General features: G+C 54.9%; 23 protein-coding genes. 16 read left to right on the top strand and 7 right to left on the bottom strand.

The annotated features are described in order from the left end of the window. Positions 1–15 precede the first annotated feature (15 nt). The 11 genes from BFV67_RS11740 to BFV67_RS11690 all read left to right on the top strand — a co-directional run bounded on the left by BFV67_RS11740 (position 16) and on the right by BFV67_RS11690 (position 12,715). Positions 16–1,713: a sugar phosphorylase gene (locus BFV67_RS11740; RefSeq protein WP_069598380.1), complete on the top strand. Its 1,698-nt coding sequence runs from the start codon at positions 16–18 to the stop codon at positions 1,711–1,713. Positions 1,714–1,727: 14 nt separating this feature from the next. After that, positions 1,728–3,020 carry an ABC transporter substrate-binding protein gene (locus tag BFV67_RS11735; protein WP_023292262.1) on the top strand — a complete coding sequence of 431 codons (1,293 nt, stop codon included), beginning with the start codon at positions 1,728–1,730 and terminating at the stop codon, positions 3,018–3,020. 22 nt (positions 3,021–3,042) lie between these two features. Beyond that, positions 3,043–3,924, top strand: coding sequence for a carbohydrate ABC transporter permease (locus BFV67_RS11730; protein WP_008501242.1), 882 nt, complete (start codon positions 3,043–3,045; stop codon positions 3,922–3,924). After that, complete coding sequence (locus BFV67_RS11725; protein ID WP_008501243.1) at positions 3,911–4,753, top strand: carbohydrate ABC transporter permease; 843 nt, start codon at positions 3,911–3,913, stop codon at positions 4,751–4,753. Before BFV67_RS11730 ends, BFV67_RS11725 begins: the two co-directional genes overlap by 14 nt. 28 nt (positions 4,754–4,781) lie before the next feature. Next, entirely contained in the window at positions 4,782–5,834 is a 1,053-nt protein-coding gene (locus BFV67_RS11720; RefSeq protein WP_023327617.1) for a zinc-dependent alcohol dehydrogenase, read from the top strand. A 17-nt stretch (positions 5,835–5,851) separates the two neighbouring features. Beyond that, complete coding sequence (locus tag BFV67_RS11715; protein WP_069598379.1) at positions 5,852–6,640, top strand: sugar phosphate isomerase/epimerase family protein; 789 nt, start codon at positions 5,852–5,854, stop codon at positions 6,638–6,640. Between the two features lie 11 nt (positions 6,641–6,651). Beyond that, positions 6,652–7,710 carry a Gfo/Idh/MocA family protein gene (locus tag BFV67_RS11710; RefSeq protein WP_157888817.1) on the top strand — a complete coding sequence of 353 codons (1,059 nt, stop codon included), beginning with the start codon at positions 6,652–6,654 and terminating at the stop codon, positions 7,708–7,710. Next, entirely contained in the window at positions 7,704–9,983 is a 2,280-nt protein-coding gene (locus BFV67_RS11705) for a glycoside hydrolase family 65 protein (RefSeq protein ID WP_069598377.1), read from the top strand. Before BFV67_RS11710 ends, BFV67_RS11705 begins: the two co-directional genes overlap by 7 nt. After that, on the top strand, positions 9,973–10,638 hold the full coding sequence (pgmB, locus tag BFV67_RS11700) for a beta-phosphoglucomutase (protein ID WP_069598376.1): 666 nt from the start codon (positions 9,973–9,975) through the stop codon (positions 10,636–10,638). Before BFV67_RS11705 ends, pgmB begins: the two co-directional genes overlap by 11 nt. A gap of 13 nt (positions 10,639–10,651) precedes the next feature. Continuing rightward, on the top strand, positions 10,652–11,734 hold the full coding sequence (locus BFV67_RS11695) for an ABC transporter ATP-binding protein (protein WP_021240476.1): 1,083 nt from the start codon (positions 10,652–10,654) through the stop codon (positions 11,732–11,734). Positions 11,735–11,800: 66 nt separating this feature from the next. Next, positions 11,801–12,715, top strand: coding sequence for an OmpG family monomeric porin (locus tag BFV67_RS11690; RefSeq protein ID WP_008501250.1), 915 nt, complete (start codon positions 11,801–11,803; stop codon positions 12,713–12,715). 34 nt (positions 12,716–12,749) lie between these two features. Here the strand turns inward: BFV67_RS11690 and BFV67_RS11685 are convergent, their stop codons facing one another. Then, positions 12,750–13,760 (bottom strand): LacI family DNA-binding transcriptional regulator, encoded by a 1,011-nt coding sequence (locus BFV67_RS11685; protein ID WP_008501251.1) that lies wholly within the window; start codon positions 13,758–13,760, stop codon positions 12,750–12,752. 155 nt (positions 13,761–13,915) lie between these two features. On the opposite strand from BFV67_RS11685, the gene BFV67_RS11680 reads away from it, so the two are divergent. The 3 genes from BFV67_RS11680 (at position 13,916) to tyrR (ending at position 18,016) form a co-directional block, all read left to right on the top strand. After that, positions 13,916–15,313, top strand: a complete 1,398-nt coding sequence (locus BFV67_RS11680) for a YcjX family GTP-binding protein (protein ID WP_045415711.1) — start codon at positions 13,916–13,918, stop codon at positions 15,311–15,313. Further along, complete coding sequence (locus tag BFV67_RS11675; protein WP_021240274.1) at positions 15,310–16,362, top strand: YcjF family protein; 1,053 nt, start codon at positions 15,310–15,312, stop codon at positions 16,360–16,362. Before BFV67_RS11680 ends, BFV67_RS11675 begins: the two co-directional genes overlap by 4 nt. A 112-nt stretch (positions 16,363–16,474) precedes the next feature. Further along, complete coding sequence (gene tyrR / locus BFV67_RS11670) at positions 16,475–18,016, top strand: transcriptional regulator TyrR (RefSeq protein ID WP_008501254.1); 1,542 nt, start codon at positions 16,475–16,477, stop codon at positions 18,014–18,016. Between the two features lie 44 nt (positions 18,017–18,060). On the opposite strand, the gene BFV67_RS11665 is transcribed toward tyrR, so the two are convergent. Both BFV67_RS11665 and tpx read right to left on the bottom strand, forming a co-directional pair. Continuing rightward, the gene (locus BFV67_RS11665; protein WP_069598375.1) at positions 18,061–19,269 is read right to left on the bottom strand and encodes an aldose 1-epimerase family protein; all 1,209 of its coding nucleotides are present in this window, start codon (positions 19,267–19,269) and stop codon (positions 18,061–18,063) included. A 275-nt stretch (positions 19,270–19,544) separates the two neighbouring features. Further along, positions 19,545–20,051, bottom strand: a complete 507-nt coding sequence (tpx, locus tag BFV67_RS11660; RefSeq protein WP_008501256.1) for a thiol peroxidase — start codon at positions 20,049–20,051, stop codon at positions 19,545–19,547. 107 nt (positions 20,052–20,158) lie between these two features. Here tpx and ycjG point away from each other — a divergent pair, with 107 nt between their 5' ends. Then, positions 20,159–21,124, top strand: a complete 966-nt coding sequence (gene ycjG / locus BFV67_RS11655) for an L-Ala-D/L-Glu epimerase (protein WP_069598374.1) — start codon at positions 20,159–20,161, stop codon at positions 21,122–21,124. Here ycjG and mpaA read toward each other — a convergent pair. Next, the gene (gene mpaA / locus BFV67_RS11650; protein WP_032663423.1) at positions 21,115–21,828 is read right to left on the bottom strand and encodes a murein tripeptide amidase MpaA; all 714 of its coding nucleotides are present in this window, start codon (positions 21,826–21,828) and stop codon (positions 21,115–21,117) included. The two genes, ycjG and mpaA, sit on opposite strands and share 10 nt — an antisense overlap. A gap of 185 nt (positions 21,829–22,013) precedes the next feature. Between mpaA and BFV67_RS11645 the strand changes: the two genes are divergently transcribed. Beyond that, entirely contained in the window at positions 22,014–23,630 is a 1,617-nt protein-coding gene (locus tag BFV67_RS11645) for a peptide ABC transporter substrate-binding protein (RefSeq protein ID WP_069598373.1), read from the top strand. 89 nt (positions 23,631–23,719) lie between these two features. On the opposite strand, the gene BFV67_RS11640 is transcribed toward BFV67_RS11645, so the two are convergent. From BFV67_RS11640 to BFV67_RS11630, 3 genes are all read right to left on the bottom strand, one after another. After that, positions 23,720–24,283, bottom strand: a complete 564-nt coding sequence (locus BFV67_RS11640) for a DJ-1/PfpI family protein (protein WP_072204995.1) — start codon at positions 24,281–24,283, stop codon at positions 23,720–23,722. 217 nt (positions 24,284–24,500) lie between these two features. Continuing rightward, positions 24,501–24,641: an Ecr family regulatory small membrane protein gene (locus BFV67_RS24195; protein WP_021240268.1), complete on the bottom strand. Its 141-nt coding sequence runs from the start codon at positions 24,639–24,641 to the stop codon at positions 24,501–24,503. A gap of 74 nt (positions 24,642–24,715) precedes the next feature. Next, on the bottom strand, positions 24,716–25,951 hold the full coding sequence (locus BFV67_RS11630; protein WP_025913058.1) for a sensor domain-containing diguanylate cyclase: 1,236 nt from the start codon (positions 25,949–25,951) through the stop codon (positions 24,716–24,718). Positions 25,952–25,972 lie beyond the last annotated feature (21 nt).

Genomic DNA, 25,972 nt, shown 5'->3' with positions numbered 1-25,972 from the left:
CGTGGGACCGCTACCATGGAAAATCAAGTGAACGAAAAAATTAAAGCACTCATTAATCTTGTTTATGGAAAAACGTTTTCTGAAGCACATCTTCATATGCTGCTGGAAAATATTGAAAAGGCCGCCTCTGTTATTACGGAAAGGCGTAAAATGGGCTGGGATGAAAAAGATATCGTTCTGATAACCTATGCCGATCAGTTTTCCGCGAAAGGGGAGAAAGCACTCCCTGTTTTTACACGTTTTTATAACAAATGGCTTTCGCATTCTTTTTCTCATGTCCATCTTTTGCCTTTTTATCCGTGGTCTTCGGACGATGGCTTTTCTGTTATTGATTATCATGAAGTTGCGCCTGAAACGGGAACATGGCGAGACGTTGCTGAATTAAAACAGTCAACCAGTTTGATGTTTGATTTCGTCTGCAATCATATGTCGGCCAAAAGTGCCTGGTTTGCTAATTATCTGAAGCAAATGCCGGGATATGATGATTTCTTCATTTCTGTCGATCCTGAGACAGATTTATCCGCGGTGACGCGTCCGCGTGCCTTACCGCTTCTTACGCCTTTCACACTTCATGATGGCAGCGTACGACACCTGTGGACCACCTTCAGTGAAGACCAGATCGATCTCAACTTCGCCTCTCCGCAGGTACTGATTGCGATGGTCGACGTGCTGCTGCATTACCTTATTGAAGGGGCGCGGTATATTCGACTGGATGCCGTAGGGTTCATGTGGAAAATACCGGGAACGAGCTGCATTCACCTTGAGCAAACCCACCAGCTCATCCAGCTTTTCCGCGCCATTACCGAGGCGGTTGCCCCCGGCACGGTAATTATCACCGAGACGAACGTTCCGCATAAAGATAACGTCTCTTACTTCGGTAACGGCGAAAATGAAGCGCAGATGGTTTATCAGTTCTCGTTGCCTCCGCTGGTGCTGCATGCGGTGCACAGCCAGGATGTCAGCACGCTGAGCCAGTGGGCTGCGTCGCTGGCGTTGCCTTCCACAAAAACCACCTGGTTCAACTTCCTGGCCTCGCATGACGGCATTGGTCTTAACCCATTGCGCGGAATTTTACCGGAGTCGGAGATCCTTTCGCTTGTAGAAAAGCTCCAGACCGAAGGTGCGTTGGTTAACTGGAAAAATAACCCGGATGGCACACGAAGCCCGTATGAAATTAACGTGACCTATCTGGATGCCTTAAGTACGCGAGAAAGTCATGATAGCGAACGCATTGCCCGGTTTATTCTGGCCCACGCTGTCCTGTTAAGCTTACCCGGCGTGCCTGCGGTTTATATTCAAAGTATTCTCGGCTCCCGTAATGATTATGATGGCGTAGAGCGTCTTGGATATAACCGTGCGATAAATCGTGAAAAATATGCCGCGGGTCAAATTGATTGCGCGCTTGAAGATAAAAATAGTCTCCGTTATCAGGTTTACAGTGCGTTAAGTCAGTTAATCGTATTGCGCCGGGCGGAAAAAGCATTCCATCCTGACAGTGAGGCTTATTTCAGTGCGTCAGGGAAGCATGTTTTAAAAATTGTCCGCGTGGCGGATTGTGGTGAGAAAATAACAGCGTTGTTTAATTTCAGTGATAATTCTCAAACGGTTGAGTCCGATATTCACTCGGGAAGGGAATTGATTAGCGGAAAAGATATTACCGACACGACTCTGATCCTAAATCCATGGCAGGTATTGTGGATTAAAGAAAACTAAAAAGGACCTTAAACATGAAAATACCCAGAATTGTGCTGATATCAGCACTGGTTTCGTGCGCCCTGTTATCAGGCTGTAAGGATGACAAAGCGTCCTCTGTCACCATTGAGTTTATGCACTCGTCGGTAGAGCAGGAGCGTCAGGCCGTTATTACGAAACTGATCGAAAAATTCGAGAAAGAGAACCCGGGCATCACGATAAAACAGGTACCGGTAGAAGAGGATGCCTACAACACTAAGGTGATTACGCTGGCGCGAACCGGCGCGCTGCCTGAAGTGATTGAGGTCAGCCATGACTATGCAAAAGTGATGGATAAAGAACAGCTTCTGGATCGTGACGCAATCGCTGAAGCAATTAAGGCGGTGGGGGAAAACACCTTCTATGACGGCATCTTGCGCGTTGTCCGCACGGAAGACGGCGCAGCCTGGACGGGCGTGCCGATCAGCGCCTGGCTCTCCGGCGTGTGGTACCACAAAGATGTGCTGGCCGCGGCGGGCATTGAGGAGCCGCATAACTGGGAACAGCTTCTGCAAGCCAGCCAGCGCCTGAACGACCCGGCTAAAAAACATTACGGCATCGCGTTACCGACTGCGGAAAGCGTGATGACCGAACAGTCGTTCTCTCAGTTTGCCCTTTCCGGTGGCGCGAACGTGTTTGATGCAAAAGGGAATGTCGACATCGATACCCCGGAAATGGCCAAAGCGCTGGCGTTTTATAAAGCGCTGGCTGCGACCACCATGCCGGGTTCGAACGATGTTATGGAGATCAAAGACGCCTTCATGAACGGTTCTGCGCCGATGGCGGTTTACTCCACCTACATCCTGCCCGCCGTCTACAAGGACGGAAACCCTGCCAACCTGGGCTTCGTTGTCCCGACTGAAAACTCATCGGCGGTGTACGGCATGATCACCTCGCTGACGATCACCACCGGACAAACCGAAGAGGAGACCAAAGCGGCCGAGAAGTTTGTTACCTGGATGGAACAGGCTCAAAACGCGACGGACTGGGTCATGATGTCGCCGGGCGCGGCGCTGCCGGTAAACAAAGGGGTGGTGGGCACGGATACCTGGAAAAACAACGACGTGATTAAAGCGTTTGGGCAGTTGCCTTATGAGCTGATTGCACAGTTCCCGAACGTGCAGGTGTTTGGCGCGGTTGGGGATAAAAACTTCACCCGCATGGGCGACGTGACGGGCTCCGGCATTATCAGCTCCATGGTGCATAACGTCACGGTGGGGCAGAAGGACCTTAACACAACGTTAAGCAGCAGCCAGAAGCGACTGACTGATCTCATTACACAACGATAGGAGCGCTCTGCGGAAGGAAATTATGAAGACGTTGTTTTCTGGTCGTTCAGATATGCCTTTCGCCATGCTGCTGTTGGCCCCCAGCCTGATTCTGCTGGGGGGCCTGGTGGCCTGGCCAATGATTTCCAATATTGAAATCAGCTTTTTACGCTTGCCGCTCAATCCGCGCATTAGCGCCGTGTTTGTCGGCCTGGACAATTACATTCGCATCCTCGGCGATGCCGCTTTCTGGCACTCGCTGTGGATGACCTTCTGGTACACCGCGCTGGTGGTGATTGGCAGCACGGTGCTGGGGCTGGCCGTGGCCATCTTCTTTAATCGCGAGTTTCGCCTGCGTAAGACGGCACGTTCTCTGGTGATTTTATCCTACGTCACGCCGTCTATTTCGCTGGTGTTTGCCTGGAAATACATGTTCAACAACGGCTACGGCATTGTGAACTATCTGGGCGTAGACCTGTTGCACCTGTATGACCAGGCGCCGCTGTGGTTCGACAACCCGAACAGCAGCTTCGTACTGGTGGTGCTGTTCGCGATCTGGCGTTACTTCCCGTACGCGTTTATCTCGTTCCTGGCGATTTTACAGACCATTGATAAATCCCTGTATGAAGCGGCGGAAATGGACGGCGCGAATGCCTGGCAACGTTTTCGGATCGTCACGCTGCCCGCGATTATGCCGGTGCTGGCCACGGTGGTCACGCTTCGCACCATCTGGATGTTCTACATGTTTGCTGACGTCTACCTGCTGACCACGAAGGTCGATATTCTGGGCGTCTATCTTTACAAAACCGCTTTCGCTTTCAATGACTTGGGTAAAGCAGCGGCCATTTCTGTGGTGCTGTTCGTGATCATCTTCGCTGTGATTCTGCTGACCAGAAAAAGGGTGAACCTCAATGGCAACAAATAAACGCGTACTGAGCCGTATTGGTTTTTATCTCGGGCTGGCGGTATTTCTGATCATCACGCTCTTCCCGTTCTTCGTGATGCTGATGACGTCATTCAAGAGCGCCAAAGAGGCGATCTCGCTCCACCCAACCATTCTGCCGCAGGCGTGGACGCTGCAGCATTACATCGACATCTTTAACCCGCTGATCTTCCCGTTTGTGGATTACTTCAGAAACAGCATGGTGGTGTCGCTGACCTCATCGGTGATTGCCGTGTTTCTCGGTACGCTGGGCGCTTACGCCTTGTCCAAGCTGCGCTTTAAGGGCCGCACGACGATCAACGCGAGTTTTTACACCGTCTACATGTTCTCCGGCATCTTGCTGGTGGTGCCGTTGTTCAAAATCATCACCGCGCTGGGGATCTACGACACCGAGCTGGCGCTGATTATCACCATGGTGACGCAGACGTTACCGACGGCGGTGTTCATGCTGCGCAGCTACTTCGACACCATTCCGGACGAAATAGAAGAGGCCGCGATGATGGACGGCCTTAACCGCCTGCAAATCATCTTCCGTATTACCGTACCGCTGGCGATATCCGGGCTCGTATCGGTGTTTGTCTACTGCTTCATGGTGGCGTGGAACGACTATCTGTTTGCGTCCATTTTCCTGTCCAGCGCCAGCAACTTCACCTTGCCTGTCGGGCTGAACACGCTCTTTAGCACACCCGATTATATCTGGGGTCGCATGATGGCGGCGTCGCTGGTGACGGCCCTTCCGGTGGTCATCATGTACGCCCTGTCTGAACGTTTTATTAAAAGTGGTTTGACCGCCGGTGGCGTGAAGGGCTGAGGCGGCCAATTTTAACAAGGAGTCAATCATGAAAAAATTAGTTGCGACAGCGCCACGCGTGGCGGCGCTGGTGGAATATGAAGATCGTGCTGTGGAAGCACATGAAGTGAAAATTCGTGCCCGCTTTGGTGCCCCGAAGCACGGCACTGAAGTGGTCGATTTCCGCGCCGCAAGCCCGTTTATCGATGAAGAGTTCAACGCGGAGTGGCAGATGTTCACGCCGCGTGAAGAGGGCGCAGCGCGCGGAATCGAGTTCGGTAAGTTCCAGCTGGGCAACATGATTGTTGGCGACATTATTGAATGCGGTGCGGACGTCACGGAATACCAGACTGGCGATCGCGTTTGCTGCTACGGTCCGCTGCAGGAGACGGTTATCGTGAATGCCGTCAACAACTACAAGCTGCGCAAAATGCCGCAGGGCGCCTCGTGGAAGAACGCCGTCTGCTACGATCCGGCACAGTTTGCCATGAGCGGCGTGCGTGATGCCAACGTCCGCGTGGGCGACTTTGTTGTCGTGGTCGGCCTGGGTGCCATCGGACAGATTGCGATTCAGCTGGCGAAAAAAGCTGGCGCGTCAGTTGTTATCGGCGTTGATCCGATCGAACACCGCTGCGAGATCGCCCGTCGTCACGGTGCGGACCACTGCCTGAACCCAATCGGCACAGACGTTGGTCTGGAAATTAAAAAGCTGACCGGGAAGCAGGGCGCGGACGTAATCATCGAGACCAGCGGCTTTGCCGATGCGCTGCAGTCCGCGCTGCGCGGCCTCGCCTACGGCGGCACCATCTCCTACGTTGCGTTCGCTAAACCGTTCTCAGCAGGCTTTAACCTGGGGCGTGAAGCGCATTTCAACAACGCGAAGATTGTCTTCTCTCGCGCCTGCAGTGAGCCAAACCCGGATTACCCGCGCTGGAGCCGCAAGCGTATCGAAGAGACCTGCTGGGAACTGCTGATGAACGGTTATCTGAATTGTGAAGATCTGATCGACCCGGTTGTGACCTTCACCACCAGCGCTGAAAGCTACATGAAATATGTGGATCAGCATCCGGAACTGAGCATCAAAATGGGCGTCACTTTTTAAGCTAAGGAAAGCAACTCATGAAAATCGCAACACAAAATCAGGCCTTTTTCCCGTCCAACATCCTGGAAAAATTCGAGTACATCAAGGCAATGGGTTTTGATGGCTATGAGATTGACGGCAAGCTGCTGGTGGAAAATCTCGCCGAGGTGAAAGCGGCGATTAAGGCCACCGGCCTGCCGGTCACGACCGCCTGCGGCGGATATGATGGCTGGATTGGTGACTTTATCGAAGAGCGTCGTCTGAACGGTTTAGCGCAGATTGAACGCATTCTGGAAGCCCTGGCCGAAGTGGGCGGCAAGGGCATTATCGTGCCTGCAGCGTGGGGAATGTTTACCTTCCGTTTGCCGCCGATGACCTCTCCACGCAGCCTGGAAGGCGACCGCAAAGCGGTGAGTGCGTCGCTGCACTGGCTGGATGAGGTGGCCGCGCGCACCGGAACCACCGTCTACCTGGAGCCGCTGAACCGCTATCAGGATCATATGATCAACACCCTGGCTGACGCACGACGCTATATCGAAGAGAACGGCCTCAAGCACGTGCAGATCATCGGCGATTTCTATCATATGAACATTGAAGAAGATTCGCTGACGGAGGCGCTGCATCAGCACCGCGATCTGCTTGGCCATGTGCATATCGCCGATAATCACCGTTACCAGCCGGGAAGCGGTAGCCTCGATTTTGCCAGCCTGTTCAATCAGCTGCGTGCGGATAATTACCAGGGCTATGTGGTATACGAGTGTCGCGTGCGCGCTGAGGATCCCGCTCAGGCTTACCGGGATTCACTCACTTATTTACGCGAATGCTAAGGATGACGAGCGTGATGAGTGCTTCAACAACGTCGCCACTGCGCGTCGCCATCATTGGCGCCGGGCAGGTTGCGGACAAAGTGCATGCCTCGTATTACGCCACGCGCAGTGATGTTCAGATGGTGGCTGTCATGGACAGCCGCCTCGAACAGGCACAGGCTTTTGCGGAGCGCCATGCCATACCGTCGGCGTGGCAGGACGCGTGCGCCATGCTGGAGGCGGTTAAGCCGGACGTGGTGAGCGTTTGTTCGCCAAACCGATTCCATTTTGAGCATGTGATGGCGGCGCTGGAGGCCGGCTGTCATGTGATGTGCGAAAAACCGCCTGCCATGACGCCGCAAGAGGCCGACGAGATGCGGATCGCTGCCCGCAAGGCGGGCAAAGTGCTGGCATATGACTTCCATCACCGCTTTGCGCTCGATACGCAACTGCTGCGCGAGGCCGTGATGAACGGAACGCTGGGCGAAATCTACTTCACCTCGGCGCAGGCGCTGCGGCGCTGCGGCGTGCCGGGCTGGGGCGTCTTCACCAATAAAGCGCTGCAGGGCGGTGGGCCGCTGATTGACATTGGTATTCACATGCTGGATGCCGCGATGTATGTGCTGGGTTTCCCGGCGGTCAAAAGGGTCACGGCGCACGGTTTCCAGAGGCTGGGAACCCGGAAAAGCAGCGGCCAGTTTGGCGCGTGGGATCCTGCTCAGTTTACGGTGGAAGATGCCCTGTTTGGCACCATCGAATTCTGCAACGGCGGCATTTTGCGTCTGGACACCTCGTTCGCGCTGAATATCCGCGAGCAGTCGATCATGAATGTCGCGTTTTGCGGTGAAAAAGCGGGGGCGACGCTTTTCCCGGCACATATTTATCAGGATGACGCCGGGGCGTTACAGACCCTGATTCAGCGTAAAGAGGCTGACGATCAGCGCCATTTACGCAGCATGGAGGCCTTTGTCCGCCACGTGCAGGGAGAGCCCGTAATGATTGCAGATGCTGAACAGGGGCTGGTGATTCAGCAGCTTGTCGCGGCGCTTTATCAGTCGGCAGAAACAGGAGAAAGCGTAACATTATGCTGAGCGTGTCTATATTAACCGATCCGGGCTTTTGTCCGCACAGTCTGAATAAGTACGCGTCCATTATGGCATGCGGTAACGGCTACATGGGCATTCGCGCTGCGCATGAAGAAGATTACACCCAGCAAACCCGAGGGATGTATCTTGCGGGCTTGTATCACCAGGCGGGACGTAATGAGACCACTGAGCTGATCAATTTGCCCGATATCACCGGTATCGAGGTTGAGCTGGACGGGGTGAATTTTACCCTTCTGTCCGGGGACATTCTTGAGTGGCAGCGCGAGCTGGCGTTTGCCAACGGCGAGTTGCATCGCCGCGTTGTCTGGCGCTCGCCCAACGGAAAGCGCTATCGCCTGGAGAGTCGTCGTTTTGTCTCTCTCGATCAGCTGCCGCTTGTGGCCATGCAGCTTGCGATCACCCCGCTTGACGAAGCCTCGCAGGTGGTGATGAAAACCGGTATTGATGCCACACAAACCAATACCGGCCGTCAGCATCTGGATGAAATTTCTGTCAGGGTATTCGACCAGCACTATATGCAGGGTGTGTATGAAACACAGGACCGGGACTCTGACGTTGTTATCTCGGCTTTTTGTCAGCTATCAGCCGACAGCGAAAGCTGCTTTACCGCTAAAAATCGTCGGCTCTCTGCTCACTATTCCCTGACGATACCGCAGGGTGACACTGTCACGCTTGATAAGTTGGTCTGGGTGGCCCATCGCAGCGATAAAGCCCTGTCGCAGGAATCTTTCGCGCGCAGCGTGCTGGCGGATCTCAAGGTTTGTGCGGCAAGAGGTTATGCCTCGCTGCTGGAGAGTTCAGCCTGCGCATGGGAAGACGTATGGCGTGACGCCCGGGTAGAAGTGGCTTCTGCAGCTCCTGACGATCAGATGGCGCTGGACTATGCCGTCTGGCATCTGACCACCATGACGCCAGCCCATGATGAGCGGAGCAGCATTGCCGCTAAGGGATTGACCGGCGAGGGGTATAAAGGCCACGTCTTCTGGGACACCGAAATATTCCTGCTGCCTTTCCATCTTTTCACCCGTCCGCAGGTGGCCCGCAGTCTGCTGCGCTATCGCTGGCTGAACCTGGCCGGGGCCCGGGAAAAAGCCCGCCGCAACGGCTGGCCGGGCGCGCTGTTCCCGTGGGAGAGCGCCGCAAGCGGCAAAGAGGAGACGCCGGAGTTTGCAGCCATCAACATCCGTACGGGCATGCGGCAGAAAGTGGCCTCCGCCCTGGCCGAACACCACATCGTGGCGGACATTGCCTGGGCCGTTGTGGCCTACTGGCAGGCCACGCGTGATGACGCATTTATGCGCAATGAAGGGCTGACCCTGCTGGTAGAGACGGCAACGTTCTGGATGGGCCGCGCTACGGAGATTAACGGGCGCCTGGAAATTCATGATGTGATTGGGCCGGACGAATACACCGAACATGTGAATAACAACGCCTACACCAACTATCTGGCCTGGTACAACGTGGCCAGCGCATGTCGGTTTATGTCGATGTTTGAGCGTGAAGATGCCTGCTTCATGGAGAAGGCGACCACCTTCCTGGCCCGCTTGTGGCTGCCGGAAGCCGACGCCGGGGGAGTTATCCCGCAGGACGATTCGTTCATGGCGAAACCGGCGATCGATTTAAGCCGCTATAAAGCCAAAGCGGGTAAGCAGACCATCCTGCTGGATTACTCTCGCGCGGAAGTTAACGAGATGCAGATCCTCAAGCAGGCTGACGTGGTGATGCTTAACTATCTGTTGCCGGAGAAATTTACCCCTGCCCAGTGCGCGGCCAACCTGGCGTTTTACGAGCCACGTACGATCCATGACTCTTCGCTGAGCAAGGCCATTCATGGCATTGTGGCCGCCCGCTGTGGCGATACGGAAGGGGCCTACGCCTTCTGGCGCGCTGGCGTGGCTATCGATCTGGGCGACGATCCGCACAGCAGCGATGACGGCATTCATGCCGCTGCCACGGGGGCTATCTGGTCCGGCGTTATTCAGGGGTTTGCCGGCATGCAGATTGTTGAGGGCGAGCTGCACCTTGCGCCGAAGCTACCCGCTCACTGGCGAAAACTTGCCTTCCCGCTGCGCTGGCAGAACGCTCGCCTGCGCTTCACGTTTGAAAATGACGTTTTAACCATCGAGACCACCGCGCCCGTCACGTTAACCCTGTGGGGAAAAACGGTATGCGTATCGGAGCGGCAGGCACTGTCTCGTAGGGAATTTCTTACGTCTTTTAATGGGACCGCTACCACGGAGGCCAGCCATGAAGCCTGAAGCTGTTGTATTCGATCTTGATGGGGTCATCACCGATACCGCACATCTGCACTTTCTCGCCTGGCGTTCGGTCGCGCAGGAGATCGGCATCACCATCGATGAGGTGATCAACGAGGAGCTGAAGGGAATTAGCCGCATGGAATCCCTGCAGCGGATCCTGCGACACGGTGGGAAAGAGGGGGCGTTTGACGACAAACAATGCCTGGCGCTGGCGGGGAAGAAAAATGCGCTCTACGTCGCATCGCTGTCGTCATTGACCGAGGCGTCGCTGCTGCCGGGTATCCGGGAGGTGCTGGCGGACATTCGGGCGGCAGAGGTGAAAATTGGGCTCGCCTCCGTTTCCCTCAATGCACCTGGAATACTGCATGCCCTGGGTATTCATGACGCCTTTGATTTTTGCGCTGATGCTTCCCGTATCGTCTGTTCAAAACCGGATCCGGAGATCTTCCTCGCCGCGTGTGCTGGCCTGAACGTCCGCCCCGAGGCGGCCATTGGGGTCGAAGATGCGCCCGCAGGCGTGGCGGCGATCAACGCGGCGGGCATGCTGTCGGTCGGGATTGGCTCAGGCCTGGCCCATGCGGGACTACAGCTTCATTCGACGCAGGAACTGACCTGGAAATGCCTGACCGATTTCTGGGCCTCCCGGGCGTATTGATAAGGAATTAAAAATGGCACAACTGTCACTGAAACATATTCAGAAAATTTACGATAACCAGGTCCACGTGGTGAAGGATTTTAACCTCGAAATCGAGGACAAGGAGTTTATCGTTTTTGTCGGCCCGTCTGGCTGCGGTAAATCGACGACGCTGCGCATGATTGCCGGGCTGGAGGAGATTTCCGCCGGTGAACTGGTGATCGACGGTGTTTGTATGAACGATGTGCCCGCCAAATCGCGCGACATCGCCATGGTGTTCCAGAACTATGCGCTTTACCCGCATATGACGGTCTATGACAACATGGCGTTTGGCCTGAAGATGCAGAAAATCGCTCCGGCGGTTATCGAAGAGCGCGTCAACTGGGCCGCACAAATCCTCGGCCTACGGGAGTACCTCAAGCGTAAACCCGGCGCGCTGTCCGGCGGCCAGCGTCAGCGCGTGGCGTTGGGCAGGGCGATAGTGCGGGAAGCGGGCGTGTTCCTGATGGATGAACCGCTCTCCAACCTCGATGCCAAGCTCCGCGTGCAGATGCGGGCTGAAATCAGCAAGCTTCACCAGAAGCTCAATACCACGATGATTTACGTGACCCACGATCAGACGGAAGCCATGACGATGGCGACCCGTATTGTGATCTTAAAAGACGGCATTATTCAGCAGGTCGGTGCACCGAAGCAGGTATACAACGAGCCGGCAAACATGTTTGTTGCGGGGTTCATTGGCTCGCCAGCCATGAACTTTGTTCGTGGTGCCATCGACGACCGCTATTTCGTCACGGAAACGCTGCGCCTGGCGATCCCGGAAGACAAGCTCGCTGCACTGCAAGCCGCTGGATATCAGCGTAAAGCTGTGGTCTTTGGGATCCGCCCGGAAGATATTCTCACCCAGCAGAGTAGCGGTGAAAATATCGCGGCGAAAGTCAGCGTAGCCGAATTGACCGGTGCGGAGTTCATGCTCTACGCCACCGTTGGCGGCCATGAGCTGGTGGTTCGCGCGGGAGCCGCGAATGATTATGCCGCTGGGGATAATATCGGCATCCAGTTCGATATGAATAAGTGCCATTTCTTCGACGCCGATACCGAAGCGGCTATTAGATAAGAAAGGTGTTTGCCGGAAATGCAAATTTCCGGTTTTTTTGTTTGTTAATTATAAAGGGAATATTTTATGAGTACTCTACTAAAAAGTGCTGCGCTCGTGCTGTGCGCAGGGGTGAGCTGCGCACATGCAACAGAAACGGCTAAACAATGGGAATTTAATATTGGCGCGATGTATGAAATTGAAAACGTCGAAGGCCAGGGAGAAGATAAAGACGGATTATATGAACCCTCCGTGTGGTTTAATGCGACCTGGGATGCCTGGACTATTTCGCTGGCGATGTATCAGGAAGGGCCGGTTGATTATAGCAGCATGACCCGTGGGACCTATTTCGATCGCCCGGAATTTGAATTACGCTATCGTTTTATTGGTACCGATGATTTCACGTTCGGTCTGACCGGTGGTTTCCGTAATTATGGCTATCACTTTAAGGATGAACACGGCGCCAGAGACGGCAGCGCAAATATGCAGCGCTACAAAATTCAGCCGGACTGGGATATTAAATTAACCGACGACTGGCGTTTCGGCGGCTGGTTTGCCATGTATCAGTTTGCCAACGATCTGGAAAAAACAGGCTATTCAGACAGCCGCGTCGAAACCGAAACGGGCTTTACCTGGACCATTAACGACACCTTTGCCGCTAAAGTGAATTACTATTTAGAGCGCGGTTTCAATATGGACGGTTCACGTAATAACGGCGAGTTCTCCACTCAGGAAATTCGCGCCTACCTGCCTATTTCATTGGGTCAGACGACCTTAACGCCTTACACCCGACTGGGGCTCGATCGCTGGTCGAACTGGGACTGGCAGGACGATCCTGAGCGTGAAGGACATGATTTCAACCGTCTGGGTATGCAGTACGCCTATGACTTCAACAACGGTTTATCCATGACGCTTGAATACGCCTACGAATGGGAAAACCATGACGAGGGTAAAAACGACCGCTTCCACTATGCGGGCGTTGGGGTAAATTACGCATTCTGACCGTGGGTCCTCCAGGGGCTAACCGCCCCTGGTTTTAGCGCAGCGAGGCCGCCAGTAAAAAATGGGTATCAACCAGCACTTTTTGCGGGGCGGGGTGACCCGCAATACGCCTGAAGAGAAGATCGCAGCTCTCTTCCCCCAGTTTGCGGGTGGGGATATCAAAGCCGCCTGGTGCGGGCGTTAAAATGAGAGACAGCATCGGGTCACTGTATCCGGCTATCACCACCTGTTCCGGTATCATCAGATTTAACTCATCCGCCGCGCGATAAAGGCCGAGTAACTTCATGCTGTCGGTAGCAAATACGGCATCAGGCGGCGTGGGTGAAGAGAGCAGTTCCAGAGCCGCCTTAAGCGCACTCTCATGGGTATAACCACCATCCATGATCCAGTCCGGGTTAATCGCAATATGGTGCTTTTCCAGACTGGCTTTATAACCCGCCAGGCGATCGATCGAAACATGATATTCAAGCGGCGCATGCAGGCAGGCAATTTTCCGGCGGCCGTTTTTGATAAAGGTTTCCGTCAGCGTGGCGCTGTCATGAAAATTATCCGTGTCGACGGAATAAATATTCTGATACTCACCTTCCACTTTGCCGATAACCACTACCGGTACGCCATACGCGTCCAGCGTGGTGAAAAAGGATTCATTTGCGGGTGAACTCAGCATGATGATCCCTTTGATCATCTTCTGTTTTATTTTACTCACGCATTTCAGGAGATCGTCTTCACTGCTTTTTGAGGTTTGTAAAATAACATCGAATCCTTCTTCTTCCGCTTTTGCCGTAATGGCGTGAAGAACATCGGAGAAAAAAGGATTGCCGGCAGTGGTTTTGGTTGAACGGGTCGAAATAACCATAATGGCATCGAATCCTGAAGAGGTCAGGGCACGGGCCAGTTTGTTGGGCTGATAATTTAATTCGTCAATCGCCTTCAGCACTTTGTCACGCGCTTCAGGAGAAATATTCGTTTGTTTATTCAGAACGCGGGAAACGGTTGATTTCGATACGCCCGCAACCCGTGCGATATCATAAATGGTGGGTGACATACACCTTACTCACTCAGGACTGACAGCAATGGCGTTCATCTTACTGGAGAAAAAACGGCAATAGCAATAAATAAGAATTGATAATCAACGATCTGCCCCCATTTATTGTATTCTGAAGCCATGCATTCAAGGCTTCCAGGCAACGAAGGACGGCGATGAAGCGACTTAAAAACGAAATCAATTCACTGGTAAACCGCGGCGTTGACCGTCATCTTCGACTGGCGGTGACGGGGTTGAGCCGAAGCGGTAAGACGGCGTTTATCACCGCGATGGTGAACCAGCTCCTGAACCTGCACGCCGGGGCGCGTCTGCCGTTGCTTGGCGCGGTGCGGGAAGAGCGTCTGTTGGGCGTTAAGCGCGTTCCTCAGCGTGATTTTGGTATTCCCCGTTTTACCTATGACGAAGGGCTGGCACAGCTGTATGGCGACCCGCCCGCGTGGCCGACGCCGACGCGAGGGGTCAGTGAAATTCGCCTTGCGCTGCGTTTCCGCTCGAATGAATCCCTGATGCGCCATTTCAAGGATACCTCCACGCTATACCTTGAAATCGTCGATTATCCCGGCGAATGGCTGCTCGACCTGCCGATGCTGGCGCAGGATTACCTCAGCTGGTCACGCCAGATGACGGGATTGCTGCAGGGGCAACGCGCCGGGTGGTCGGCCAAATGGCGACAGCTGTGCGAAGGGCTGGACCCGCTTGCGCCAGCAGATGAAAACCGTCTGGCGGCCATTGCCGACGCCTGGACGGCGTATTTACACCAGTGTAAACAGGAAGGGTTACACTTCATTCAGCCGGGGCGCTTTGTTCTGCCGGGTGATTTAGCGGGCGCGCCTGCGCTTCAGTTTTTCCCCTGGCCGGATGTGGATGGGGTGGGCGAGTCGACGCTGGCGCAGGCGGATAAGCATACTAACGCCGGTATGCTGCGCGAGCGCTACCATTACTATTGTGAGAAGGTGGTCAAGGGATTCTATAAGAACCACTTTTTACGATTTGACCGTCAGATTGTGCTTGTGGATTGTCTGCAGCCGCTCAACAGCGGGCCACAGGCATTCAACGACATGCGCCTTGCCCTGACGCAGCTGATGCAAAGTTTTCACTACGGGCAGCGGACGCTGTTCCGCCGTCTTTTCTCACCGGTGATCGACAAACTGCTCTTTGCGGCCACAAAAGCCGATCACGTCACCGTCGACCAGCATGCCAATATGGTGTCGCTGCTACAGCAGCTGGTACAGGACGCCTGGCAAAACGCCGCCTTCGAAGGGATCAGCATGGATTGCCTTGGGCTCGCGTCCGTGCAGGCGACGCAAAGCGGGCTAATCGACCTTAACGGCGAGAAAATACCGGCATTACGCGGGAACCGGCTCAGCGACGGTGAACCGCTTACTGTCTACCCAGGCGAAGTGCCTGCGCGTCTGCCGGGTCAGGCCTTCTGGCAGAATCAGGGCTTCCAGTTTGAAGCCTTCCGCCCGCAGGCCATGAGCGTCGACAGGCCTTTACCGCACATCCGTCTGGATGCGGCACTGGAGTTTTTGATTGGAGATAAGTTGCGATGACGGAACCGTTAAAACCGCGCATTGACTTTACCGGAACGCTTGAGCAGAACCCTCAGGAGGCGTTCAAAACGGCGCAGACGTTCAGCGGTACCCAGGCCGATAACTTTGCCCCGGCGCTGCAGGACGAGCCGGTTGTTGAGGATGGTCCGGCGGAGGCGGTCGTGGACGCCGCGCTGCGTCCAAAACGCAGCCTGTGGCGCAGGATGGTCACCGCCGGTCTGGCGCTGTTTGGCGTAAGCGTGGTGGGTCAGGGCGTGCAGTGGACGATGAATGCCTGGCACACGCAGGACTGGGTGGCGCTGGGCGGATGTGCCGCAGGCGCGCTGATTGTGGGGGCTGGCGTCGGGTCGGTTGCCACCGAATGGCGTCGACTCTGGCGTCTGCGACAGCGCGCGCACGAGCGTGATGAAGCGCGGGATCTGCTCCACAGTCACGGCACCGGGAAAGGGCGCGCGTTCTGTGAAAAGCTGGCCAGCCAGGCCGGAATCGATCAGTCGCATCCGGCGCTTCAGCGCTGGTATGCCGCCATCCATGAAACTCAGAATGACCGGGAAGTGGTGACGCTCTATTCCCACATGGTACAGCCGGTGCTGGATGCTCAGGCGCGGCGCGAAATCAGCCGTTCTGCGGCGGAATCTACATTGATGATTGCCGTCAGCCCGCTGGCGCTGGTCGATATGGCCTTTATCGCCTGGCGTAACCTGCGCCTGATCAACCGTATTGCGAACCTTTACGGCATAGAGCTGGGTTACTACAGTCGGATCAGACTGTTTAAGCTGGTCCTGCTCAATATCGCGTTTGCCGGGGCGAGTGAGCTGGTGCGCGAAGTGGGCATGGACTGGATGTCGCAGGATCTGGCGGCGCGTCTTTCTGCCCGTGCGGCTCAGGGCATCGGTGCGGGATTATTGACCGCACGCCTGGGGATTAAAGCGATGGAAGTCTGCCGTCCGCTGCCCTGGATTGACGGCGATAAGCCCCGGCTGGGGGATTTCAGGCGTGAACTGATCGGCCAGCTCAAAGAGACGCTTAATAAAAAACCTTCGCCGTGAGGTTTTGTTCACTAATCGTGCTGGCTGTCAATATTTGTTGACAGCCATCTTCCCGATCACCGTGTTCTGACATATCATTTTACTGTTATTGGCTTAAAACGGTGAATTTCCCATGCGTCTTGAAGTCTTCTGTGAAGACCGTCTCGGTCTGACCCGCGAATTACTCGATCTTCTTGTTTTACGTAGCATTGATTTACGTGGCATTGAGATCGATCCTGTCGGGCGAATTTACCTCAATTTTGCCGAAATTGAATTTAATACCTTCAGCAGCCTGATGGCGGAAATCCGCCGTATCGCTGGCGTTACGGATGTACGCACCATTCCCTGGATGCCGTCCGAGCGTGAGCACCTGGCGCTGAGCGCGCTGCTGGAAGCCATGCCTGAACCGTTCCTCTCTCTGGATTTGAAAAGCAAAGTTGAGCGCGTTAACCACGCGAGCTGCCAGCTTTTCGCGCAGAGCCAGGAGAAGCTCAGCAATCATCACGCCGCGCAGCTGATCCCCGGTTTTAACTTCCAGCGCTGGCTGGACAGCAATCCGCAGAACACGCACAGCGAGCATGTGGTGATTAACGGGCAGAATTTCCTGATGGAGATCACGCCGGTCTATCTGAAAGGGGAAGGGAATACCCGCGTGTTGACCGGGGCGGTGATCATGCTGCGCTCGACGCTACGCATGGGTCGTCAGCTGCAAAACCTCTCCAGTCAGGACGTTGGCGCGTTCAGCCAGATTATTGCCGTCAGCCCGAAAATGCGTCATGTGGTTGATCAGGCGCGTAAGCTCGCAAGCCTGACCGCGCCGCTGCTGATTACCGGCGATACCGGCACCGGGAAAGACCTGCTGGCTCACGCCGTGCATCTGGCGAGCCCGCGTGCGGCTAAGCCTTATCTGGCACTTAACTGCGCCTCTATCCCGGAAGATGCCGTTGAAAGCGAGCTGTTTGGTCACGCGCCGGAGGGCAAGAAAGGCTTCTTCGAGCAGGCTAACGGCGGCTCCGTGCTGCTGGACGAGATCGGCGAAATGTCGCCGCGTATGCAGGCTAAGCTGCTGCGTTTCCTGAACGACGGCACGTTCCGCCGCGTCGGTGAGGATCACGAGGTGCATGTGGACGTGCGCGTCATTTGCGCCACCCAGAAGAACCTGGTGGAACTGGTGCAAAAGGGGATCTTCCGCGAAGATCTCTATTACCGCCTTAACGTCCTGACGCTGAACATTCCGCCGCTGCGCGATTGTCCGCAGGACATCATGCCGCTTACGGAGCTGTTCGTCGCCCGCTTTGCCGATGAGCAGGGGGTTCCTCGTCCGAAGCTGTCTGCCGATCTGGGCACGGTGCTTATGCGCTACGGCTGGCCGGGGAACATTCGTCAGCTCAAAAACGCCGTATATCGTGCGCTGACCCAGCTTGAAGGGTATGAACTGCGCCCGCAAGATATCCTGTTGCCGGATTACGACGCCGGAACGGTATCGGTAGGGGAAGAGGCGATGGAAGGGTCGCTTGATGACATCACCAGCCGTTTCGAGCGTTCTGTGCTGACGCAGCTGTACCGCAGCTATCCCAGCACCCGCAAACTGGCAAAACGCCTGGGCGTCTCGCACACCGCAATCGCCAATAAGCTACGTGAGTATGGTTTGAATCATAAGAAAGGTGACGAATAACAAAAAAGCCTCTGCAAAGAGGCTTTTTACTTTTCACTTTAGATTTATTCCTTCGCCAACGGCGTGTTAACGATGTCTGTTTTTGTCTCGCCCTGAATCGACGCAATCCTGCTTTCGACCTCTTTCACCTGCTGCGAGCTGTGGAGCAGGGTATAGGTCAGATCAAACTGCGCGCTGGCACCCGGCTGCAGCTGCTTAACCCGCTTCTGTTGGCGTTCAATCGTCACGGGGTAGGCGTAGCTGGTGCCCGGTTCAATGCCTGTGACATAACCCTGCTTCAGCGTATCGGTGTTTTTCCATAAGGTCAGCACGGGCAGCTGGCGCGTATCAAACTGGATTGATGCGCCTTTATCTCCGGCTTTATTGACCACCGCCGCGAGCGTTTCGTGGTTGTTGTCGGCGAGCGGCTGAATGTTAAAGACCATCTCATCAAAGCCTTTTGTCGGCCCGGCATAGGTTTGCCAGTCGTTAACGCCCGCTTTGGCGTAGTCATTGAATGGGCTTACGCTCGCCGCTGGCGCAAGGAAACGTGCGCCTTCTTCGAGGATCGGCGTCCCGAAGTTGCTGTGATAGATGATTTGGTAATCGTGAGGGTAATCGGCATGGTTAGTGATAACATCATGCAGGCTGAACTGGTTGGTTCCGGGAACGTAGCGCAGTTCGGTCATGGTCTGCAGATCCGCTTTTTTGAACGTGCTCTCTTTGATCAAACCCCGAACGCGGATCTCATGCGGGGCGGCATCCGCCACCTCAACTTCCACCTGTGATACCGGGGTATTCCCGGCCCTGCCATGCAGGGTGTAAATTTGCCCGTCCGCCGTGACCGGATGACCTGTCCACTCATAGCCACAGCGCACCATCATCTCGTTGAAACCATCCAGCCAGCCGAGACCGTTTCGGCTTTCAAGATTGATATAAGCCGGATTCACGACCTCTTTGACGGGGGAATCCCACCCCAGTCGGGTGCCAAACCCTTCAACGTGCAGAAGGTTCATGCCGCGGGTCGGGCTCAGCGTAATTGTCAGGCCATCTTTACTGCTAATAATGATGACTTTACTGCCTTCCTGCTTGCCGCCGTGCAAGACTTTTTGCTCAATGCTGAACGTCTGATCTTTAACTTTCAGCTCATCACTGGAAATCTTCCAGTTTCCTTTCTCTACGCTGCTTTCAGCACTTGTCAGCACCCAGGTTTTAGCCGCGGCATGGCCAGAAACCAGGACCGCCAGGAGCGTAAAAGCGAATTTGATCTTCATAGTTTATCCTTTTTGCTGAAACGATTATTTACTTTCGTAAGCAAATCTAATGTTTAGACAAAAAGGGAAATGTGATGGGCTTCACTGAGGTTAAAATTAGGTGATTTTAACAATTAGAATGCGTTAATGATCACGCAGAAGTTACATTTTGCTGTCTTTATTGCATGATTTTTGTGATCGATGAATATTTTGGCTTTAACGATTCAGCTATTTTCTAATAAAAAACCCCGCCGTGGCGAGGTTGAGAATAAGTTGTATAGAATGCTAAGGACTTATTATGCTTTCAGCACGTCCAGCGCGGCAGTGTAGTCCGGCTCGGTGGTGATTTCGTTAACCAGTTCGCTGAAAACGACAGTGTCGTTTTCGTCCAGAACCAGTACAGCACGTGCTGCCAGACCTTTCAGTGGGCCTTCCGCGATGCTGACGCCGTAGTTCTCGAGGAAATCAGCGCTGCGCAGGGTGGAAAGGGTGATAACGTTGCTCAGGCCTTCGGCACCGCAGAATCGGGACTGGGCAAACGGCAGGTCAGCGGAAATGCACAGCACCACGGTGTTGTCCATTTCAGTCGCCAGCTGGTTGAATTTACGCACGGATGCGGCACAAACGCCGGTATCAATGCTTGGGAAAATGTTCAGTACTTTGCGTTTGCCCGCAAACTGAGCCAGTGTGACGTCAGACAGATCTTTAGCCACCAGAGTAAAAGCCTGCGCTTTGCTGCCAGCCTGCGGAATGGAACCTGCTACAGCAACCGGGTTGCCCTGGAAATGAACGAGTTGTGACATAGATATCTTCCTGTTTACATATAGTTAACGTCGTGGCTAGTGTATGCCATCAGCAGATAACACGGCAAACCAAATTTTTCGCCTTTCCGGGCCGCAAGGAGTCAGTGATGAGAAGCGTTAAGGTCTATGAAGAAGCCTGGCCATTGCATACCCCGTTTGTGATCTCTCGCGGCAGCCGAAGTGAAGCCAGCGTGGTCGTGGTCGAAATCGAAGAAGAGGGGTTTAAAGGCGTCGGGGAATGTACGCCTTACCCGCGCTATGGGGAAAGTCTGGCATCCGTGATGGCGCAGATCATGACCCTGGTACCTGACCTGCAAAAAGGCCTCACGCGCGAGGCGTTACAGCAGCGCTTATCCGCCGGGGCGGCGCGCAACGCCATCGACTGTGCGCTCTGGAGCCTTGAAGCCGCTCAGCAGCAAAAATCGCTGACGTCACTGCTGGGCGTGGCCGTGCCGGAATCGATCGTGACCGCGCAAACGGTCGTGATTGGGGAGCCCGAGCAGATGGCCGCCAGTGCGAAAGCACTCTATGACGCCGGGGCCACGCTGTTAAAAGTGAAGCTCGACGATCGTCTGATCAGCGAGCGGATGGTCGCCATTCGCTCGGCGGTGCCGTCAGCCACGCTCATTGTTGACGCCAACGAGTCGTGGCATCCCGAAGGGCTGGCCGCGCGATGCCAGCTGCTGGCCGATCTGGGCGTGGCGATGCTGGAGCAGCCTCTGCCGGCAAAAGAGGATGCGGCGCTGAAGAATTTTATCCATCCGTTGCCCGTCTGTGCGGATGAAAGCTGTCATACCCGTGAGAATTTGAGCGCGCTTAAGGGCCGCTATGACATGGTCAATATCAAACTCGACAAGACTGGCGGACTGACTGAAGCCCTGGCCCTGGCGGCGGACGCCCGGGCGCAGGGGTTCGCCCTGATGCTGGGATGCATGCTTTGCACCTCGCGGGCGATCGGTGCGGCGCTGCCGCTGGTCAATCAGGTCCGTTTCGCCGATCTGGATGGCCCGACGTGGCTGGCCGTTGACGTTTCACCGGCGCTTAATTTTACCAGCGGCGTACTTCACCTCTGAGGCTGCCAGCGCAACAGATCCATCATTGCCTTTAAGTATTTTTCGCTGGCTTCGTCGGAGGAGATCGCCGGGAACTCAGCGGTGATGCAGGGCAGGCTCAAGTCGGCGCACCAGCTGCCGAATGAACCGGGTGTTTCATAGCCCACGCTGGTGACGAGCGGCAGGTCGAACGCCTGGGCCAGCCATGCGCCCAGGTCAGAGTGGCGCGGATCTTCAATGCAGGCCAGCGGATCGTGGAAGGAGACAACCCAGGCGGGGTGGATCTTATGGATAAGCTGGCACAGCGCCTGCGTTTCCGGCTCCGATCCGGGTTTATCGCCCGTGAGCAGCACCACGTCCCGCTCCTCGGCGGAGCTGTTCCAGCGATATACCGTTTCCCCTGCGCGCCAGTTTGCCGCAGGGAAATTACGGTTCAGGTCGATTCCTCGTGCATTCGCCCGTAATCCAAGCTGACAGCCGTCCGGATTCACGGCAAGAATCACGTGGTGACGTCGCAATGCTGGGGTCAGCGTCCGCAGCGCGCACGAGAGCGTGACGACAGACGAGTTCTCATCTCCGTGCGTGCCGGCAATAACCAAACCGCTGTCGCGATCGGCATCGGGGGCCGGGAACCAGATCAGCGATGCGCCTAAAAATGAGCGGCCATATTGTTCAGCGCCCGGAGGGAAGGCGCCGCGTTCCGCGCGGGGTCGGGTGGTTGCCATACGATATCCTGATAACGAAGTCTCTACAGGCAGTGTTGTGCAAAAGCCGCTGTTAATCAAATAGTTTCCTTAACGGCTGAGAATTGCCTTAAATCACTATTCAGGCGTAAGTTGTTTGCATTTCTTACTGTCGAAACAAATAATTACGCATCTGCTTTTTACCTGAATTTTTTAAAGGGGATCTTATGAAGCATCCTGTTTCGCGTCTTTTTGCCGCACTGTGCCTGTGCGGACTCTCTTCACTCTCATACGCTGCTGATGTGCCACAGGGCACGGTGCTGGCGCAAAAACAGGAGCTGGTCAGACACATTAAAGACGAACCGGCTTCGCTCGATCCCGCAAAAGCGGTGGGGTTGCCAGAGATTCAGGTGATTCGCGATCTTTTCGAAGGGCTGGTAAATCAGAATGAGAAAGGGGAACTGACTCCGGGCGTGGCGACGCGCTGGCAGAGCAACGATAACCGAATCTGGACGTTCACCCTGCGCGATAACGCAAAATGGTCTGACGGTACGCCGGTTACCGCGCAGGATTTTGTCTACAGCTGGCAGCGTCTGGTTGATCCGAAAACGACCTCTCCGTTTGCCTGGTTTGCGGCGCTGGCGGGCATCAGCAACGCGCAGGACATTATTGATGGTAAAGCGGCGCCAGATACCCTGGGCGTGACGGCGGTGGATGCCAGAACGTTGCGCGTCCAGCTGGATAAACCGCTACCGTGGTTTAGCAACCTGACGGCAAACTTCGCCTTCTATCCGGTGCAAAAAGCCAATGTTGAAAGCGGGAAAGAGTGGACGCGTCCGGGAGCGCTGGTCGGTAACGGGGCCTACGTCCTGAACGCGCGCGTGGTGAATGAAAAACTGGTTGTCGTGCCGAACACCCACTACTGGGACAATGCGAAAACTGTCCTGCAAAAAGTGACCTTTATTCCGATTAATCAGGAATCGTCCGCCACGAAACGCTATCTGGCAGGGGATATCGATATTACCGAATCGTTCCCGAAAAACATGTATCAGAAGCTCCTGAAGGATATTCCTGGCCAGGTGTATACGCCGCCTCAGCTCGGGACCTATTACTACGCGTTTAACACGCAAAAGGGCCCGACCGCCGATGCCCGGGTTCGTCTTGCGCTGAGCATGACTATCGATCGCCGCATTATGGCGGATAAGGTACTGGGTACCGGCGAGAAACCGGCCTGGCATTTCACCCCTGACGTGACGGCGGGCTTCACGCCTGAACCTTCGCCGTTTGAGCAGATGTCCCAGCAGGAGCTGAACGCTCAGGCCAAAACCTTGCTCCAGGCCGCAGGCTACGGCCCCCAGCGTCCGCTGAAGCTGAACCTGCTGTACAACACGTCGGAAAACCACCAGAAAATCGCCATTGCGGTGGCGTCCATGTGGAAGAAAAACCTCGGTGTGGATGTCAAGCTGCAAAATCAGGAGTGGAAAACCTACATCGACAGCCGCAACACCGGCAATTTTGATGTGATCCGCGCGTCATGGGTGGGGGATTACAACGAGCCCTCGACCTTCCTGTCCCTGCTGACCTCTACCCACAGCGGCAATATCTCGCGCTTCAACGACCCGGCTTACGATAAAATTATCCACCAGGCGACGCTCGAAACCACGGCGAAAGCGCGTAATACGGACTACAACATGGCGGAGAAAATCCTCATGGAGAAAGCGCCGATCGCGCCTATTTACCAGTACACCAACGGTCGTCTGATTAAGCCGTGGGTGAAAGGGTATCCGATTAATAACCCGGAAGACGTGGCGTATAGCCGGACGATGTATATTGAGAAGCACTGATGGTTAATGCGAACTGGCGCACGTGAGCGCCAGTTTTGCCATGGATGATACCGCGCTGTGCTTTCCGGCAGCGATGAGACCGGGACGTATTATTCTAACAACGCATTAAACTTCGCCAGCCACTGCGGATGGGCGGGCCACGCGGGAGCCGTCACCAGGTTGCCGTCGACATGTGCCTGATCGATGCCGATCGAGGCGTAGTGTCCCCCCGCGAGACGGACCTCAGGTGCACACGCCGGGTAGGCGCTACAGGTACGGCCTTTCAGGATGCCCGCGGCAGCGAGCAGCTGCGGGCCATGGCACACCGCCGCAATCGGTTTGCGCGCGGCGTCAAACGCCTGTACCAGCTTTAACACATCCTCATTTAGCCGCAGATACTCGGGCGCTCTCCCGCCGGGGATGAGCAGCGCGTCGTAGTCCTGCTCCTTGACGGCGGAAAAATCGGCGTTGAGGGTAAAGCGGTGACCGGGTTTTTCGCTATAGGTCTGGGCGCCGTCGAAATCATGGATTGCCGTTATGATGTAGTCGCCCTTCGGTTTGTCGGGGCAGACGGCATCCACCTGATGACCAACCATCTGTAACGCCTGAAAAGGCACCATGGTTTCGTAATCTTCGGCGTAATCGCCAACCAGCATCAGGATCTTCTTGCTCATCATTCCTCTCCCTTGTCATTAAAGATGATTAAGATATAGCCTGGCGTGGCTGAAATGCCGGAAATAAAAAAGCCCGTCAGAGCACGGGCAACATAAGCAAGTGAATAAGTGATTCGTTATCAACGTAGTTGGAGGATAACGACGCGTATCTTACGCGGCCGTCAGGCTGGCAGATACCTGACAAATTCGGTAGGTGAAACACGATATTAAACGTGCGTTAAGGGGCGTCGAAGGTCGGGTAAAGACTATTTTCGAGAAACTCGACGAGATACCAGATTTCCCCGCTAAAAATAAACCAGAAGCCAAATATAATAAGGAGCAAAATAATTAAGGTGAGTATTATTTCTGTTTTGCCCATTGCAGATTTTACCCACCTGACGTTAATTTATTCGAGGCAGGCATTGTAGCGGGGCTTTCCCGTATACTCCAGTTTCATGCTGCAAGGACTTTATTGCGCCCATCATTTTTAGCGCGATACAGCGCATCGTCTACACGCTTAAACAGCTCATCAATCGTCTCCCCCGGGTTATGTCGCGCCACGCCAATGCTGACGGTAAACCGTGGTAAGCCCGGAATCGTAATGCGGGCAACGGCTGCACGGATCGACTCGGCAATCTGCAACGCGGTGTCGAGAGAGGTATGCGGCAGCAGGATGACGAACTCTTCGCCCCCCCAGCGGAACACCATGTCGTTCTCCCGACTACAGGCTTCCAGCGTTCGGGAGAGGGCAATAAGCACCTCATCGCCCTTCAAATGGCCAAACAGGTCGTTGATGTTTTTGAAGTGATCGGTGTCAACCAGCAGCAGGCTAAACTGCTGCTGGGCAGGTCGATTATTCAGATTGTTGGGGTCGGTAATCGCGTAGAACTGGCGTCGGTTGAGTAACCCGGTCATGGAGTCACGTAACGCGGCATGTTCCAGCTCTTGCTCCAGTCTTTTTTGCTCGGTGATATCGTGGATGATGCACAGCATCAGCTTGTCACCGTAGATCTCAATGGGCCCGGCATACGTCTGAACATGGCGGGTGGAACCATCGGCAAGGCGGTGAACAAAGTTGAGCGGCTTATGGCCGCCGGGCAGCGCGGCAATCGCGGTCATAATGGGCATCACGTCTCGCCCCAGGGTATTGATTTCCCAGGTATGCTTGCTGCACATACCATCATGCGAGTAACCGTAAAAATTGAGCGCAGCCAGGTTGGCATCAACAATCTGACCATCGCGGGCAGGATCGATTAACAGCATCGGCGCGCTGTTGGTCTGAAAAAAACGGGCGTAAAACCCCTGTTTTTTTCGCCGGTAGGTTGCGGAGCGGCTGGCCTTCAGTCCTGAGAGGATATGTTGGGCGATCCCCTCGAAGACAATCACATCCCCCCAGGGGGCGTAACGGGCAAGCGAGAGACGACAGCTTAACGGCGTATCCAGCCCATCCCGGCTTCTTATTGTCCAGATTTCGACGATCTCCTGCTCGGTTTTCAGTTCTGGTACATACATCGACAGGAGAGCTTGTGCATTCGCGGAATAGATGCCTTTACGCAGCTGATCGAGCGTCTTATCTCCCATAAGCTGCGTTGCGACCACGTTCGCAAAAACGATCTCTTCCGAAACGGGTGAAATAAGCCACACGGGTGTTTTAATAACGTTCAGCGCTTCAAAACCGTTTTGCGACATAGGCATTTCCTGTTCATCGGC

Origin of the sequence: Enterobacter roggenkampii, from assembly GCF_001729805.1 — a bacterium.
Taxonomy (GTDB): domain Bacteria; phylum Pseudomonadota; class Gammaproteobacteria; order Enterobacterales; family Enterobacteriaceae; genus Enterobacter; species Enterobacter roggenkampii.
Note: the sequence above shows the minus strand (reverse complement) of the source record. Positions and strands in the feature narration are given on the sequence as shown.